The organism is Streptomyces sp. NBC_00306 (assembly GCF_036169555.1).
Taxonomy (GTDB): domain Bacteria; phylum Actinomycetota; class Actinomycetes; order Streptomycetales; family Streptomycetaceae; genus Streptomyces; species Streptomyces achmelvichensis.
The window spans coordinates 2,147,324-2,162,479 of sequence record NZ_CP108032.1; the positions used below are offsets into that span (position 1 = coordinate 2,147,324).

Genomic DNA, 15,156 nt, shown 5'->3' on the forward strand with positions numbered 1-15,156 from the left:
CGGCCGCACACCAGCCGACCGGCCGGTCGTCCCCGGGAAGGGGAGACCCGGCGACCGGCACACATGCATGGAGGACGTGACGTGGCGAACGACGCCAGCACCGTTTTCGACCTAGTGATCCTCGGCGGTGGCAGTGGCGGTTACGCCGCGGCCCTGCGTGGGGCTCAGCTGGGCCTGGACGTCGCCCTGATCGAGAAGGACAAGCTCGGCGGCACCTGCCTGCACCGTGGCTGCATCCCCACCAAGGCTCTGCTGCACGCCGGTGAGATCGCCGACCAGGCTCGCGAGAGCGAGCAGTTCGGCGTCAAGGCCACCTTCGAGGGCATCGACGTCCCGGCTGTGCACAAGTACAAGGACGACGTGGTCAGCGGACTCTACAAGGGTCTGCAGGGGCTCATCGCCTCCCGCAAGGTCACCTACATCGAGGGTGAGGGCAAGCTGTCCTCCCCCACCTCCGTCGACGTCAACGGCCAGCGTGTCCAGGGCCGCCACATCCTCCTCGCGACCGGCTCCGTGCCGAAGTCGCTGCCGGGTCTGGAGATCGACGGCAACCGCATCATCTCCTCCGACCACGCGCTGGTCCTGGACCGGGTCCCCCAGTCCGCGATCGTGCTCGGCGGCGGCGTCATCGGCGTGGAGTTCGCCTCCGCGTGGAAGTCCTTCGGCTCCGACGTCACCGTCATCGAGGGCCTCAAGCACCTCGTTCCGGTCGAGGACGAGAACAGCTCCAAGCTTCTTGAGCGCGCGTTCCGCAAGCGCGGCATCAAGTTCAACCTGGGCACCTTCTTCGAGAAGGCCGAGTACACCCAGGACGGCGTCCGCGTGACACTCGCGGACGGCAAGACGTTCGACGCCGAGGTGCTGCTGGTCGCGGTCGGCCGCGGCCCGGTCTCCGCCGGTCTCGGGTACGAGGAGCAGGGCGTCGCGATGGACCGCGGCTTCGTCCTCGTCGACGAGTACATGCAGACGAACGTCCCGACGATCTCCGCGGTCGGTGACCTGGTCCCGACCCTCCAGCTCGCGCACGTCGGCTTCGCCGAGGGCATCCTGGTAGCGGAGCGTCTGGCCGGTCTGAAGACCGTTCCGGTCGACTACGACGGTGTGCCCCGGGTGACGTACTGCCACCCCGAGGTCGCGTCCGTCGGCATCACCGAGGCCAAGGCCAAGGAGATCTACGGTGCGGACAAGGTTGTCGCTCTGAAGTACAACCTCGCGGGCAACGGCAAGAGCAAGATCCTCAAGACCGCGGGCGAGATCAAGCTCGTCCAGGTCAAGGACGGTGCCGTGGTCGGCGTCCACATGGTCGGTGACCGTATGGGCGAGCAGGTCGGCGAGGCGCAGCTGATCTACAACTGGGAGGCTCTGCCGGCGGAGGTCGCTCAGCTCATCCACGCCCACCCGACGCAGAACGAGGCGATGGGCGAGGCGCACCTGGCGCTCGCGGGCAAGCCGCTGCACTCGCATGACTGAGCTGTCCGTGCTGCCTGAGCCGTCCGCGCAGTCCGCGGACACCGGGCGCGACGACCACTTCCGCACGTCCCCTCGCTCGGCGCTCCGCGCGGGCCGGGGATACCCCATCGTTAGGAGCAACTGAAACCATGTCGGTTTCCGTAACCCTTCCGGCGCTCGGTGAGAGCGTCACCGAGGGCACCGTCACCCGCTGGCTGAAGGCCGAGGGCGAGCGCGTCGAGGCCGACGAGCCGCTGCTCGAGGTGTCGACCGACAAGGTCGACACCGAGATCCCCGCCCCCGCGTCCGGCGTCCTGGCCTCCATCAAGGTCGCCGAGGACGAGACCGTCGAGGTCGGCGCCGAGCTCGCCGTCATCGACGACGGCTCCGGCGCCCCCGCCGCCGCCGAGGCCCCCGCGGCCGAGGAGAAGCAGGCCGAGGCCCCGGCTCCCGAGCCGGAGCAGCCCGCGCAGGCCGCCCCGTCCACCGAGACCTCCGCCCCCGCCCCGGCGCCGACCGCCGAGGCCTCGTCCGGCGGTGGCTCGGCCGAGGGCACCGACGTGGTCCTCCCGGCGCTCGGCGAGAGCGTCACCGAGGGCACCGTCACCCGCTGGCTCAAGGAGGTCGGCGATTCCGTCGAGGCCGACGAGCCGCTGCTCGAGGTCTCCACGGACAAGGTCGACACCGAGATCCCCGCCCCGGCCTCCGGCGTACTGCTGGAGATCACCGTCGCCGAGGACGAGACCGCCGAGGTCGGTGCCAAGCTCGCCGTCATCGGTGCTCCCGGTGCCGCCCCGCAGGCCGCCGCCCCGGCGCAGCCCGCCCCGGCGCAGGAGGCTCCGGCCCAGGAGGCTCCGAAGCAGGAGGCTCCCAAGCAGGAAGCCCCGAAGCAGGAGGCCGCGCCCGCACCGGCGGCCCCCGCCGCTCCGGCGCAGCCCGCCCCGGCTCCGGCCGCGCCCGCTCAGCCGGCTCCGGCCCAGGCCGCGCCCGCATCGGCGGCTCCGGCTCCCGTCACCCCGGCTCCGGCTGCTCCGGCCGCCCCCGCCGCCGGTGCCGCGAGCGACGCCTACGTGACCCCGCTGGTCCGTAAGCTCGCCGCCGAGAACGGCGTGGACCTGTCCTCGGTCAAGGGCACCGGCGTCGGTGGCCGTATCCGCAAGCAGGACGTCATCGCCGCCGCGGAGGCCGCCAAGGCCGCCGCCGCCCCGGCGCCGGCCGCCGCCGCTCCGGCCGCCTCCCGGGCGCCGAAGCTGGAGACGTCCCCGCTGCGCGGTCAGACCGTCAAGATGACCCGCATGCGCAAGGTCATCGGCGACAACATGATGAAGGCGCTGCACGGCCAGGCCCAGCTGACCTCGGTCGTCGAGGTCGACATCACCAAGCTGATGAAGCTGCGCGCCCTGGCCAAGGACTCCTTCGCCGCCCGCGAGGGCGTCAAGCTGTCCCCGATGCCGTTCTTCGTCAAGGCCGCGGCCCAGGCGCTGAAGGCCCACCCGGTCGTCAACGCCCGGATCAACGAGGACGAAGGCACCATCACGTACTTCGACTCGGAGAACATCGGCATCGCCGTGGACTCCGAGAAGGGCCTGATGACCCCGGTCATCAAGAGTGCGGGAGACCTGAACCTCGCCGGTATCGCCAAGCGGACCGCGGAGCTCGCGGGCGCCGTGCGCGCCAGCAAGATCACCCCGGACGACCTGGCCGGTGCGACGTTCACCATCAGCAACACCGGCTCGCGCGGTGCGCTGTTCGACACGATCATCGTGCCGCCGAACCAGGTCGCCATCCTGGGCATCGGCGCCACCGTCAAGCGCCCGGTGGTCATCAACCACCCGGACCTCGGCGAGACGATCGCGATCCGCGACATGACCTACGTCGCGCTCTCCTACGACCACCGTCTGGTGGACGGCGCGGACGCCGCCCGCTACCTGACGACGGTCAAGGCGATCCTGGAGGCCGGCGAGTTCGAGGTCGAGCTCGGTCTCTGACGCGAGCCCGCGCAGGCCGGCACAGGTCGGCGCAGGTCAGCAGTGACGCACGGCGCCCCGCCCGGAGAGATCCGGGCGGGGCGCCGTCGCGTTGTCCGAAGGCGCCGTCGCGTTGTCCGAAGGCGCCGTCGCGTCGTCCGAAGGCGCGGTCAGAGGGCGCCGCGCTTGACGGCGCTCACGAAGGACGCCCAGCGGGCGTGCGCGAAGACGAGGGCGGGGCCGTCGGGGTTCTTGCTGTCGCGGACGGGGGTGACGTAGGTGAAGCCGTCGGCGACCTCGACACATGCCCCGCCCTCCCCGTTGCTGTAGGACGACGTCCGCCATATGGCTGTGCTCAGATCGGGGCTCATGGTGTCGTGTAGTCCTTCGCCGCCGAAGCGATCAGGGAGAGGGACGCCTTCGGCGACAGCGCGGCGGCCCGGACGAGATCGTATGACTTCTGGAACTTGGTCACCAGCGCCGGTTCGTCGATGAGTTGGCCGCTGTGCGCGCTCTCGGTGTAGACGACGGCCGGAGAGTCGGCGAAGGTCATCACGATGGCCGTGCCGTGCGTCAGCGGGGGCGGGCCGGCCGCGAAGGGCAGCACCTGCACCATCACCCGGTGATGGTCACGGGCCTGTTCGGCGAGCTGCTCCAGCTGTTCACGCATCACGGACGGCTCGTCCACCACCACATGCAGAGCGGCCTCGTGGACGATGGCCCAGAGCTCCGGACCCGACGGATCGTCCAGGCGGCGCGCCCGTTCCAGCCGTACGGTGACGTGCCGCTCCACCACGTCGTCTGCGGCGAAGGGCTGCGTGGCGCGGGTGATGCCGCGGGCGTACGCCTCGGTCTGGAGCAGACCCGGGATCAGCAGCGGAGCGTACTCACTGATCGTCAGGGCCTCCTTCTCCAGCTCCGCGGCGTCGGCGAAGTACTCGGGGTGCTTCGACTCCTGCGCCAGCCGGCACAGCCGCTGCAGGTGCTCCCCCGACCCCAGCACCCCGTCCAGCAGCCGCGACATATCCTGCTGCGGGCGCCGCTTCGCGGCCTCGAACTGGCCGATGTACGCGCCCGAGCAGAAGACCCGCTCCCCCAACTGCTCCTGCGACAACCGGTTCTCCTCGCGCAAGCGGCGAAGTTCCGCTCCGTAGAAGCTCCTTGGTGAGACGTACGGGTCCACATCCTTGGCCTGCGTCATGCCGGAAAGGCTAGCCATGAGCCGTCACTGTGCGCGTGCGTTCCCTGACAATGCGTCCGTACGGGAAGCCATGAGGTTCCGCTCCGGTAACCTCGGCCCCGGCCACCCATGAGGAGTTTCCATGACCCCGCCCGTCGTCCACTCGCTGCGCGAACAGATCCGCGAGCACATCGTGGAGGGGATCGTCAGCGGGCGCTGGAAGCCGGGCGAGCGCATCGTCGAGCGGCGGATCGCGACCGAGCTGGAGGTCTCCCAGACGCCGGTCCGTGAGGCACTGCGGGAGCTGGAGAGCCTGCGGCTGATCGAGTCCGCACCGAACAAGGGCGTACGGGTCCGCAATCTCACCGCAGCGGACCTGGAGGAGAGCTACCCCGTGCGGGCGGGCCTGGAGCAGATCGCGGCCGAGCTCGCGGCGGACCGGCTGGCCGACGACTGCTCGTGCCTGGAACCGCATGTGGCCGGGCTGTACGCCGCGGACCTGGCCGCGGACTCGGCCGCGCAGGTGCGGCACACGGTCGCCTTCCACCGGGAGCTGGTGCGGGCGGCGGGCAACGGTGTCCTGCTGCACACCTGGGAAGGGCTCGGCATCGAGGTGTTCACGGCGCTGTCGATCCGCTGGCTGGGGACGGTCCAGAAGTCCTACGCCGAGGAGCACGAGGCGCTCGTGGCGGCCTTCAAGCGCCGCGATCCACAGATCGGGGCGCTCGTGAAGGCCCATGTGCTGGGCTGCGCACCGCGCGCCTGAGGGCTGTCCCGTCATCGCCGATTGATCAGCGCGTGGCGTCGGATGCGGGTGCATCGCAACGCGACGGGGTCGTGAAGGGGTCGCCCTCGTACCGGTCGTATCCGGGCACCCCGCCAACGCGGCGTGGTGGTCCCCCCGCCCGAAGAGCTTGAGGGAGTGCCGTCGCTGTCGTTGTGCGCCCGCCGGGGACTGCGGGACAGCCCTTGACCCAGCCGAACGCGGTCGAAGTGTCTGAAATATCACCTTCCTGAGCGGCACAGCGTGCCCACTTTTGCGGCACCGGATGCCAATTTGGCCCGAAGCTTTGATCGATCATCGATCAGCGACTTACAGTTCACCTCGGGTCCACCGACCCTCCCCCTGACTTCGTCGGGGGGACCCCCAGGCCCCGTCCTGCCAGACAAGGCCCCTTTCTCCACCCCCCTCCTGTCCGGAAGGCGGCGATCATGTCCGACCCCGTAGGCAAGCTTCCGAGCGAGCTCGACCAGCTCCCGGACCGCGACGCCGAGGAGACCGCCGAGTGGGCGGCCTCCCTCGACGCCGTCACCGAGCACGCCGGCCCCCACCGGGCCGCGTACCTGATGCGCCGCACCCTCCAGCACGCCGAGACGGCCGGGGTTCCCGTGCCGCGGCTGCTGGAGACGGACTACGTCAACACCATCCCCACCTCCGCCGAGCCCGCCTTCGACGGCGACGAGGAGCTGGAATCCCGGATCACCGCCTGGAACCGCTGGAACGCGGCCGCCATGGTGACCCGGGGCTCCCGCCACGGCGTCGGCGGCCACATCGCCACCTTCGCCTCCGCGGCCTGGCTCTACGAGACCGGCTTCAACCACTTCTTCCGCGGCAAGGAGGGTGACGGCAGCGGCGACCAGCTCTACATCCAGGGCCACGCCTCCCCCGGCATCTACGCCCGCGCCTTCCTCGACGGCCGGCTGTCCGAGCAGCAGCTCGACCTCTTCCGCCAGGAGTCCGGCGGCAACGGTCTGCCGTCGTACCCGCACCCCCGCCGCCTGCCGTGGCTGTGGGAGTTCCCCACCGTCTCCATGGGCCTCGGCCCGCTCTCCGCGATCTACCAGGCGCGCTTCAACCGCTATCTGCACAACCGCGGGATCAAGGACACGGCGAACTCGCACGTGTGGGCATTCCTCGGCGATGGCGAGATGGACGAGCCCGAGTCGACCGCGGCCCTCGCGCTCGCGTCCCGTGAGCAGCTCGACAACCTGACCTTCGTCATCAACTGCAACCTGCAGCGCCTCGACGGACCGGTCCGGGCCAACTTCAAGATCGTGCAGGAGCTGGAGGCCCAGTTCCGCGGCGCCGGCTGGAACGTCATCAAGTCGCTGTGGGGCTCCGCCTGGGACGAGCTGTTCGCCCTCGACACCACGGGCGCGCTCGTGCGCCGTCTGCGCGAGGTGCCGGACGCCCAGTTCCAGACGTACGCCACCCGGGACGCGGCCTACATCCGCGAGCACTTCTTCGGCGCCGAGCCCGCGCTCGTCGAGCTGGCGAAGCTGATCACCGATGACAAGATCGCCGAACTCTTCTTCACCTCCCGCGGCGGCCATGAGGCCCGCAAGGTGTACGCGGCGTACCGCGCGGCCGTCGAGCACAAGGGCGCGCCGACCGTGATCCTGGCGCAGACGGTCAAGGGCTACACGCTCGGCAAGGGCTTCGAGTCCAAGAACGCCAACCACCAGATGAAGAAGCTGACGACGGACGAGTTCAAGGGCATGCGGGACCTGCTCGGTCTCCCCATCCCGGACAGCGCGTTCGCCGACGGCCTGGTGCCCTACGGCCACCCCGGCGCCGACTCCCCCGAGGTCCGCTACCTCCAGGAGCGCCGCGCGGCCCTCGGCGGCCCCGCCCCGGCCCGCCGGGTGCGGGCCGTGGCACTGCCCGCCCCCGAGGAGCGCGGCTTCAAGGCGCTCGAAAAGGGTTCCGGCAAGCAGGAGATGGCCACCACCATGGCCTTCGTCCGGCTGGTGAAGGACCTCATGCGGGACAAGGAGACCGGCAGGCGCTGGGTCCCGATCGTCCCCGACGAGGCCCGCACCTTCGGTATGGAGTCGCTCTTCCCGTCGGCCGGCATCTACTCGCCGATGGGCCAGACGTACGAGCCGGTCGACCGCGACCAGCTGATGTACTACAAGGAGGCCAAGGACGGCCAGATCCTCAACGAGGGGATCACCGAGGCCGGGTCCATGGCCGACTTCATCGCCGCCTCCACGTCGTACGCGACGCACGGCGAGCCGATGATCCCGTTCTACATCTTCTACTCGATGTTCGGCTGGCAGCGCACGGCCGACCAGATGTGGCAGCTCGCCGACCAGCTCGGCAAGGGCTTCATCGTGGGCGCCACCGCCGGACGTACGACGCTGACCGGTGAGGGCCTCCAGCACGCGGACGGCCACTCGCATCTGATCGCGTCCACCAACCCGGCGTCGCTCAACTACGACCCGGCGTTCGCGTACGAGATCTCGGTGATCGTCAAGGACGGTCTGCGCCGGATGTACGGGCGGGAAGCCGACCAGAACGAGAACGTCTTCTACTACCTGACGGTCTACAACGAGCCCAAGGTGCAGCCCGCGATGCCCGAGGGCGTCGAGGAAGGCATCCTGCGCGGTCTGTACCGCTTCAAGGAAGGCGTGTCGGCCTCCGCGGACGCGCCGCGGCTCCAGCTGCTGGCCTCCGGCACGGCGATCCACTGGGCCCTGGAGGCACAGGAACTGCTCGCCGCCGACTGGGGCGTCACGGCCGACGTGTGGTCCGCGACCTCGTGGGGCGAGCTGCGCCGGGACGCGCTGGAGGCCGACGAGGCCCTGCTCCGCGGCGAGCAGCGCACCCCGTACGTCGCCCAGGCGCTGGAGGGCGCTCCGGGCCCGGTCCTCGCGGTCAGCGACTGGATGCGTCAGGTCCCGGACCAGATCAGCCAGTGGGTCGAGCAGGACTGGTCCTCGCTCGGCACGGACGGCTTCGGCCTCTCGGACACCCGCGAGGCGGCCCGCCGGCACTTCGGCGTGGACGCGCAGTCGATCACCGTCGCGGCACTGGCCCAGCTCGCCAAGCGCGGCGAGGTACCGGCCTCCGCCGTGAAGGAGGCGCGGGAGCGCTACGGCCTGTAGCTCCCTGAGGCGTGTGCGTGCGAGGACCCCGGCGGAGCCACCCCCGCCGGGGTCCTCGTCCGTCCGCACGGGCGATGCTTGACCCTGACACCGTGTGAAGGCGTGCAGTGGGAGGCGTCATGTTCACCATCGGAGACTTCGCCAGGCACGGCCGTGTGTCGGCCCGCATGCTGCGTCACTACGACGCGATCGGGCTGCTGCGTCCCGCCCACACCGACCTGTACAGCGGCTACCGCTACTACACGGCCGCCCAGCTCGCCCGCCTCAACCGTGTCATCGCCCTCAAGGATCTCGGCTTCACCCTGCAACAGGTGCAGGAGATCCTGGAGGACAAGGTGGGCACGGAGGAACTGCGCGGGATGCTCGTGCTGCGACGGGCGGAGCTGGAGGAGGCGATGGCCGCGGCGGCCGCACGGCTGGCGCAGGTCGAGGCGAGGCTCCGGTCGATCGAGAGCGAGGGTTTCATGCCCACCGACGACGTCATCGTGAAGAGCATCCCCGCCGTGCGGGTGGCCGAGCTGACCGCCACCGCCGCGAGCTACGGACCCGAGGACATCGGGCCCGTCATCTCTCCCCTGTACGAGGAACTGTTCCGCCGCGTGGAGGCGTCCGGTGTGACGCCGACCGGACCCGGTATCGCCTACTACGAGGACGCTCCGGAGGGGAACGGCGCCGTGGTCGTGCACGCGGGTGTCACCGTCTCCGAGGCCCACCGGCCGGACCTGGACTTCGCGATCGTGGAGCTGCCGGCCGTCGAACGGGCGGCGACCATCGTGCACCGCGGCTCGATGCAGGGCGTCCTGCCGACCGCGCAGACACTGGCCCGCTGGATCGAGTCGGGGGGCCACATCTCGGCCGGCTACGCCCGCGAAGTGTCCCTGGAATGCCCGCCCGGCGACTTCGACGGGTGGGTGACGGAACTCCAGGAGCCGCTCGCCTGAGCTGGGCCATGATGGGGGCATGCGTGCTGCCCGGCTGATCAAGATGGTGCTGCTCCTCCAGGCCAGGCCCTCCATGACCGGCGCCGAGCTGGCCGAGGAACTGGAGGTCTCGGAGCGCACCATCACCCGTGACGCACTCGCGCTCTCGGAGGCCGGGGTCCCGGTCTACGCGGACCGCGGGCGGGCCGGCGGGTACCGGCTGATCGGCGGCTACCGCACCCGGCTGACGGGCCTCGGCCGCAGCGAGGCCGAGGCCCTGTTCCTCTCCGGGCTGCCGGGCGCGCTCAGGGACATGGGTCTGGAGGACGCGGCGTCCGCGGCCCGGCTGAAGGTGTCCGCGGCGCTGCTGCCCTCGGTGAGCAACGCCTCCGAGAGCGCGGCGCAGCGCTTCCATCTCGACGCCCCCGGCTGGTACCAGGAGCCCCGCACACCGGAGCTGCTCCCGGCGATCGCGGAGGCGGTCTGGGAGGACCGCCGCGTCCGGGCGGCGTACCGCCGTCAGGACGCCGAGGTGGAGCGGGAGTTGGAGCCGTACGGCCTCGTGCTGAAGGCGGGTGTCTGGTACCTCTGCGCCCGCGCGGACGGCACGTTCCGGGTGTACCGGATCGACCGTTTCTCCTCGGTGGAGGCGGACGGCTCGTTCTTCGAACGCGACGAGGACTTCGATCTGCCGGGGTTCTGGGAGAAGCGCGCGGCGCAGTTCGCGCGCTCCATCCTGCGGGCGGAGGTGGTGCTCCGGGTGACGGAACGCGGCGCCGCGCGCCTGCCGTACCTCACCGACCGGGCGGCGGCCGGTGAGGCGCTGGAGTCGGCCGGTCCCCCGGACGCGGAGGGCCGGCTGACCCTCACGCTGCCGGTGGAGAGCCATCAGGTGGCATTCGGCCAGCTGTTCGCGCTGGGCCCGGAGGTGGAGATCCTGGAGCCGCCGGAGCTGCGGGAACAGTTCGCGGAGACGGCGGAGCGGACGGCCCGGCTGTACCGGTAGACCGCCCCGGCCGACGGGCGGACCACCACCGCCCTCAGGACTCCTGCCGGTGGTCGTCTACCGGTAGTCGTCGATCGACGGCTTTCCGCCCGCCTGCTCCGCCAGCATGTAGCCCCACACGTCCGGCCGGCTCCCGTCCGCGTCCGTGAACCCGTACTCCCTCGCCAGCTTCCCGCTGTCGAGCGACATCCCGTTCCAGCGGGCCCTCTCCGGGTCCGCGGCCAGCGCCGCCACCCCGCGGCCGAGGTACAGCGGCGACTCCGACAGCGCCCAGTGCTCCTGCTTGTCGATCCCGTCCCGCCAGGTCTCCTCGGTGAGGCCGAAGATGTCGAGCATCTCCTCGGAACGGAGGAAGCCGGGCGTGACCGCCACGGCCGAGCACCCGACGCTCTTCAGCTCCTCGCCCAGGATGAAGGCCATCCGGATCGGCGTGTTCTTGGCCAGGTCGTAGAAGAAGTTCTCGCGGAAACCCTTGTTGGTCTCGGCGGTGCCGTCGGTCACCTCGACGACCAGGCCGCCGGGCTCGCGCACCAGCAGGGGCAGCGCGATGCTGCTGGTGATGATGTGACTGCGGGTGCCGAGATCCAGCATCCGCAGACCGCGGTCCAGGTCGACGTCCCACATCCTGGTGTTGAAGTCGAGCAGGAAGTTCCCGCCCCAGACGTCGTTCACCAGGATGTCGAGGCGCCCGTGGTCGCGGTCGATGCGTTCGGTCAGCGCCCGTACCTGATCCGCCTCGAGGTGGTCGGTCGGCACCGCGATGCCGGTACCGCCCGCGGCGGACACCAGGTCCGCCGTCTGCTCGATCGTCTCGCCGGCCCGGCCCACCTCACTGACCTGCGTACGCGTGGTGCGGCCGGTCACGTACACGGTCGCCCCGGCGGCGCCGAGCTGTTCGGCGATGGCCCGGCCCGCGCCCCGTGTGGCCCCCGCGACCAGGGCGATCTTCCCGGCAAGTGTCTTCTGCGTCGTCATGATGCGACCGTCGCACGAATACCCGACACCTTCTGTCCGCCATTCAAAAGAGTCGGCATTTCGTGGCTCCGCGTGCGCAGCCCCCCGCCAACCACGATGCTGGACCCGTGATGGACGAGACGGAGTTCTGGGAGATCGTCGACAGCACCCGCGAACGCGCCGAGGGTGACCCCGAGGACCATGCCGATCTGCTGGTCGAGCGGCTGCTGCAGCTCGACCCGGACTCCGTGCTGGATTTCGCCCGGCACTTCGAGGCCCGCTACAACCGCGCCTACACCTGGGACCTGTGGGGCGCGGCTGCCGTGCTCCTCGGCGGCGCCAGCGACGACGCGTTCGACTACTTCCGCTGCTGGCTCATCGGCCAGGGCCGGGAGATCTTCGAAGCGGCGGTGCACGACCCGGACTCCCTCGCCGAGCTGCTGGAGGAGTTCGACGAGGACATCGACGGGGACGGTGAGGAGCTCGGATACGCGGCGGACGAGGCGTACGAGCAGCTCACCGGAGTCGTCGCACCGGACCTGGGGATCGCGCCGCAGACCGCGGAGCCCGCGGGCACCCCCTTCGACTTCGACGACGACTCCGCGCTGGCCGGGCGCTTCCCGAAACTCTGGGACCGCTTCGGCGACCTGTGAGAACCGGCCGCGGGCAGCGCTCGCCGGCCGGTCTCAGCGGAGGGAGCGGCCCATCATGACGTCGTCGGCATAGCGGCCGTCCAGCCAGAACTCCCCCGGCAGCACACCCTCGACCGCGAACCCCTCGGCCTCGTACAGGGCCCGGGCCGGCTTGTTGTGCCCGAGCACCCGCAGCGTGATGCGTACGGCGCCCTGCCGGCGTGCCAGCTCGCACGCCGCACGCACCAGGGCCCGCCCGGTCCCCCGGCCGCGGGCCCTGGCAGCGACCGCGAGGCCCTGTATCTGGCGCACGTGCTGATTGCAGGCGAGAGGCGTGGGCGGGACGAGGCGGATGAAGCCGATGAGCGTGCCGTCGGCGTCCTCGGCGACGAGGAAGTCGCCGGGCCGGTGCTGGGCGTCGAAGAACGGTGCGTACGGAGGCATCGGTCGCGGCGTGACGGCGTGGAGCGTCGACCAGGTGTCCCGGTCGAGCCGGCCGAGAGCCTCCTCGTCGGTACGCAGCGCGGGGCGTATGTGCGACTCGGGCATGGAGGCAACTGTGTCACGGGGGTCGGCCGGGGCAGGATGAGGCCATGCGGATCGCGGTCACCGGCTCCACCGGACTCATCGGTACGGCACTTGTGCGCTCACTGCGCTCCGACGGGCACGAGGTGGTGCGCCTCGTGCGGCGGCCCGCGCGGAGCGGGGACGAGGTCGAATGGGACCCGCACCGGCAGTACGTCGACGCGGCGGGCCTGGTGGGCTGCGAGGCCGTGGTGCATCTCGCCGGAGCGGGGGTCGGGGCGCGCCGCTGGACGGACGCGTACCGCAAGGAGATCCGTGACAGCCGGGTGCTGGGCACGGCGGCCGTCGCGGAGGCACTGGCCTCTCTGGACACCCCGCCGCGGGTGCTCGTCTGCGGCAGCGCGGTCGGCTTCTACGGCGACACCGGGGACCACGCGGTGGACGAGGAGGCCCCGCCGGGGGACGGTTTTCTGCCGAATCTGTGCGTGGAGTGGGAGGAGGCGGCGGCCCCTGCGGCCGAGGCCGGCGTACGGACCGCCTTCGCCCGGACCGGCCTGGTGGTCTCCCGCAAGGGCGGGGCGTGGGGACGGCTGTTCCCGCTGTTCAAGGCGGGTCTCGGCGGCCGGCTCGGCGACGGCCGGCAGTACTGGAGCTTCATCTCGCTGCATGACGAGGTCGCGGCGCTGCGGCACATCCTGGACACGGAGTCCCTGTCGGGTCCGGTGAACCTCACGTCCCCGCAGCCGGTCACCAACCGGGAGGTGACCGCCGCGATGGGGCGGGCGCTGCACCGGCCGACGGTCTTCACGGTGCCGTCGGCCGCCTTGAAGATCGCGCTCGGTGACATGGCGGGTGACGTGCTGGGCAGTCAGCGGGTGCTGCCGCGACGGCTGCTGGACTCGGGGTTCACGTTCGCGTTCCCCGGCATCGACGAAGCGGTCGGCGCGGCACTGAGGTAACGGCCCGCGGCGCGCCCGGAGTCCGAGCCCGGGGCCGCGGTGACGGCCCGTCGCGCCCCCCGGCGTCCGGGCGCGGGACCCGGCGCGCGACCTCCGCGGACGCGCGCCCCCCGCGCTACGGTGCCCCGCCGCATGCGCGAGCCGTGGTTCGGCCACCGCTGCCTACTCTCGACCGAACTCGGGTATCCCGGGAGCCTGTTGGGGGCATGAGCCTCCCACCAGCCGCGCCGACCTCGGGGAGGGGCACGTGCTCATCAGCACCGCTCACCATGCGGACGTCATCATTGTCGGGGCCGGTACAGCCGGCCTCTCGGCGGCTCATCAGCTCATCGCGGCAGGCCTCAGCGTCACCGTGCTGGAAGCCGCCGCCAGGCCGGGCGGCCGCATGGCCACCGAGGAGATCGACGGCTTCCGGCTCGACCGCGCGGGCCAGTTGCTCAACACCTCGTACCCCGAGCTGCATCGCACGGCCGGCCTCGGAGAGGTGGTCCTGCGGCCGTTCGCACCGGGAGTCCTCGTGCACAGCGGGGGGCGGCTTCAGCGGACCGGCGAGACGGTCCACCGGGCGTCGGAGCCGGGGAGTGCGGGACGGGGGTCGCTGCGGGCGGTACGGAGCGGGGCGGCTCAGGGGGCTCGGGGCACGGCGTGGGGGCCGCCGCACGCCCTCCGGGGCATAGGGGGCGCGTTCACGGTCGCGCGCGCCCTCGCCGGCGCCCCCAGGCCGCTGGACGAGGCCCGGCTCGGCGCGTCCCTGGCCCGGCTCGCGGGCACCTCCGTGGAACGCCTGATGGCCCGTCCGGAACGGACCACGGCCCAGTCGCTGGCCGCGCGCGGCCTCCCCGCCCGTACGGTCCAGGGCTTCCTGCGCCCGCTGCTGTCCGCGCTGCTCTGCGACCCGGAGCTGACGACGTCGAGCCGCTGCGCCGACTTGGCGCTGCGGGGCTTCGCCCGCGGCCGTATGTGCGTTCCGGAGGGCGGCGCGGCGACACTGCCCGAGCGGCTGGCCGCCGCGCTGCCACCGGGCACGGTACTCACGGGCGTGCGGGTGAAGGACGCGTCGATCAACAGGGTCAGCACCGAGGATTACGGCGAACTGACCTGCCGCGCGCTGGTGCTGGCGACGGGGGCGCGGGAGGCGGCCGAACTGCTGCCGGGGCTGCGGGTGCCGGCGTTCCATCCGGTGACGGTGCTGCACCACACGGCGCCGTGCGCACCGCCCACGGGGTCGGCGCTGGTCCTCGACGCGGAGCGTGAAGGTCCCGTCTCGCACACCGCGGTGATGAGCGAGGTCGACCCGACACGGGCGCCGCGGGGCCGGGTACTGATCTCCTCGACGGTGCTGGGCACGCCGCCGCCGTATCTGGACCGGCAGGTCCGCACGCATCTGGCGAAGCTGTACGGGACGCCCACGGCGGACTGGTCACTGCTGGCGGTCCACCACGACCCGGAGGCGGTCCCGGCGATGCCGCCACCGCACGACGTCCGCCGCCCGGTACGTCTGCTGGCGGGCCTGTACGTGTGCGGGGACCACCGGGACACGAGCACGGTGCAGGGGGCGCTGCACTCGGGCCGGAGGGCGGCGGAGGCGGTGCTGCGGGACATGGGCGTCCGCGTGCCGGACCGGGCCCCGCTCCGCTCGGCGGCGTAGCAGCTGTCCCGCACGGTGTTGCTGG

The 15,156-nt window shown here is 71.5% G+C and carries 13 protein-coding genes; 9 read left to right on the forward strand and 4 right to left on the reverse strand.

Annotation, left to right across the window (positions count from 1 at the left end; genetic code table 11):
* Positions 1-81 precede the first annotated feature (81 nt).
* Positions 82-1,470, forward strand: coding sequence for a dihydrolipoyl dehydrogenase (gene lpdA / locus OHA05_RS09635; RefSeq protein ID WP_313946771.1), 1,389 nt, complete (start codon positions 82-84; stop codon positions 1,468-1,470).
* A gap of 128 nt (positions 1,471-1,598) precedes the next feature.
* Positions 1,599-3,437: a 2-oxoglutarate dehydrogenase, E2 component, dihydrolipoamide succinyltransferase gene (gene sucB, locus OHA05_RS09640; RefSeq protein WP_328860311.1), complete on the forward strand. Its 1,839-nt coding sequence runs from the start codon at positions 1,599-1,601 to the stop codon at positions 3,435-3,437.
* Between the two features lie 149 nt (positions 3,438-3,586).
* Here sucB and OHA05_RS09645 read toward each other — a convergent pair whose 3' ends face one another.
* A complete protein-coding gene (locus OHA05_RS09645; protein ID WP_328860312.1) occupies positions 3,587-3,787 on the reverse strand; it encodes a DUF397 domain-containing protein in 201 nt (66 codons plus the stop codon).
* On the reverse strand, positions 3,784-4,617 hold the full coding sequence (locus OHA05_RS09650; RefSeq protein ID WP_313946768.1) for a helix-turn-helix domain-containing protein: 834 nt from the start codon (positions 4,615-4,617) through the stop codon (positions 3,784-3,786). The genes OHA05_RS09645 and OHA05_RS09650 overlap by 4 nt, the downstream gene beginning before the upstream one ends.
* 121 nt (positions 4,618-4,738) lie before the next feature.
* Here OHA05_RS09650 and OHA05_RS09655 point away from each other — a divergent pair, with 121 nt between their 5' ends.
* The 4 genes from OHA05_RS09655 to OHA05_RS09670 all read left to right on the forward strand — a co-directional run bounded on the left by OHA05_RS09655 (position 4,739) and on the right by OHA05_RS09670 (position 10,413).
* Positions 4,739-5,362 (forward strand): GntR family transcriptional regulator, encoded by a 624-nt coding sequence (locus OHA05_RS09655; protein ID WP_328860313.1) that lies wholly within the window; start codon positions 4,739-4,741, stop codon positions 5,360-5,362.
* Between the two features lie 446 nt (positions 5,363-5,808).
* Entirely contained in the window at positions 5,809-8,487 is a 2,679-nt protein-coding gene (gene aceE / locus OHA05_RS09660) for a pyruvate dehydrogenase (acetyl-transferring), homodimeric type (protein ID WP_328860314.1), read from the forward strand.
* Between the two features lie 119 nt (positions 8,488-8,606).
* Complete coding sequence (locus tag OHA05_RS09665) at positions 8,607-9,428, forward strand: MerR family transcriptional regulator (protein WP_313946765.1); 822 nt, start codon at positions 8,607-8,609, stop codon at positions 9,426-9,428.
* Positions 9,429-9,447: 19 nt separating this feature from the next.
* Positions 9,448-10,413: a helix-turn-helix transcriptional regulator gene (locus OHA05_RS09670; RefSeq protein WP_328860315.1), complete on the forward strand. Its 966-nt coding sequence runs from the start codon at positions 9,448-9,450 to the stop codon at positions 10,411-10,413.
* Between the two features lie 57 nt (positions 10,414-10,470).
* Here the strand turns inward: OHA05_RS09670 and OHA05_RS09675 are convergent, their stop codons facing one another.
* Positions 10,471-11,388 (reverse strand): SDR family oxidoreductase, encoded by a 918-nt coding sequence (locus tag OHA05_RS09675; RefSeq protein ID WP_313946763.1) that lies wholly within the window; start codon positions 11,386-11,388, stop codon positions 10,471-10,473.
* 110 nt (positions 11,389-11,498) lie between these two features.
* Between OHA05_RS09675 and OHA05_RS09680 the strand changes: the two genes are divergently transcribed.
* The gene (locus tag OHA05_RS09680) at positions 11,499-12,020 is read left to right on the forward strand and encodes a DUF4240 domain-containing protein (protein WP_313949036.1); all 522 of its coding nucleotides are present in this window, start codon (positions 11,499-11,501) and stop codon (positions 12,018-12,020) included.
* A gap of 33 nt (positions 12,021-12,053) precedes the next feature.
* On the opposite strand, the gene OHA05_RS09685 is transcribed toward OHA05_RS09680, so the two are convergent.
* Positions 12,054-12,548 (reverse strand): GNAT family N-acetyltransferase, encoded by a 495-nt coding sequence (locus tag OHA05_RS09685; protein WP_313946762.1) that lies wholly within the window; start codon positions 12,546-12,548, stop codon positions 12,054-12,056.
* 44 nt (positions 12,549-12,592) lie between these two features.
* Here OHA05_RS09685 and OHA05_RS09690 point away from each other — a divergent pair, with 44 nt between their 5' ends.
* The gene (locus tag OHA05_RS09690) at positions 12,593-13,483 is read left to right on the forward strand and encodes a TIGR01777 family oxidoreductase (RefSeq protein ID WP_328860316.1); all 891 of its coding nucleotides are present in this window, start codon (positions 12,593-12,595) and stop codon (positions 13,481-13,483) included.
* Between the two features lie 247 nt (positions 13,484-13,730).
* Positions 13,731-15,131, forward strand: a complete 1,401-nt coding sequence (locus tag OHA05_RS09695) for an NAD(P)/FAD-dependent oxidoreductase (protein ID WP_328860317.1) — start codon at positions 13,731-13,733, stop codon at positions 15,129-15,131.
* The last annotated feature ends 25 nt before the right edge of the window (positions 15,132-15,156 follow it).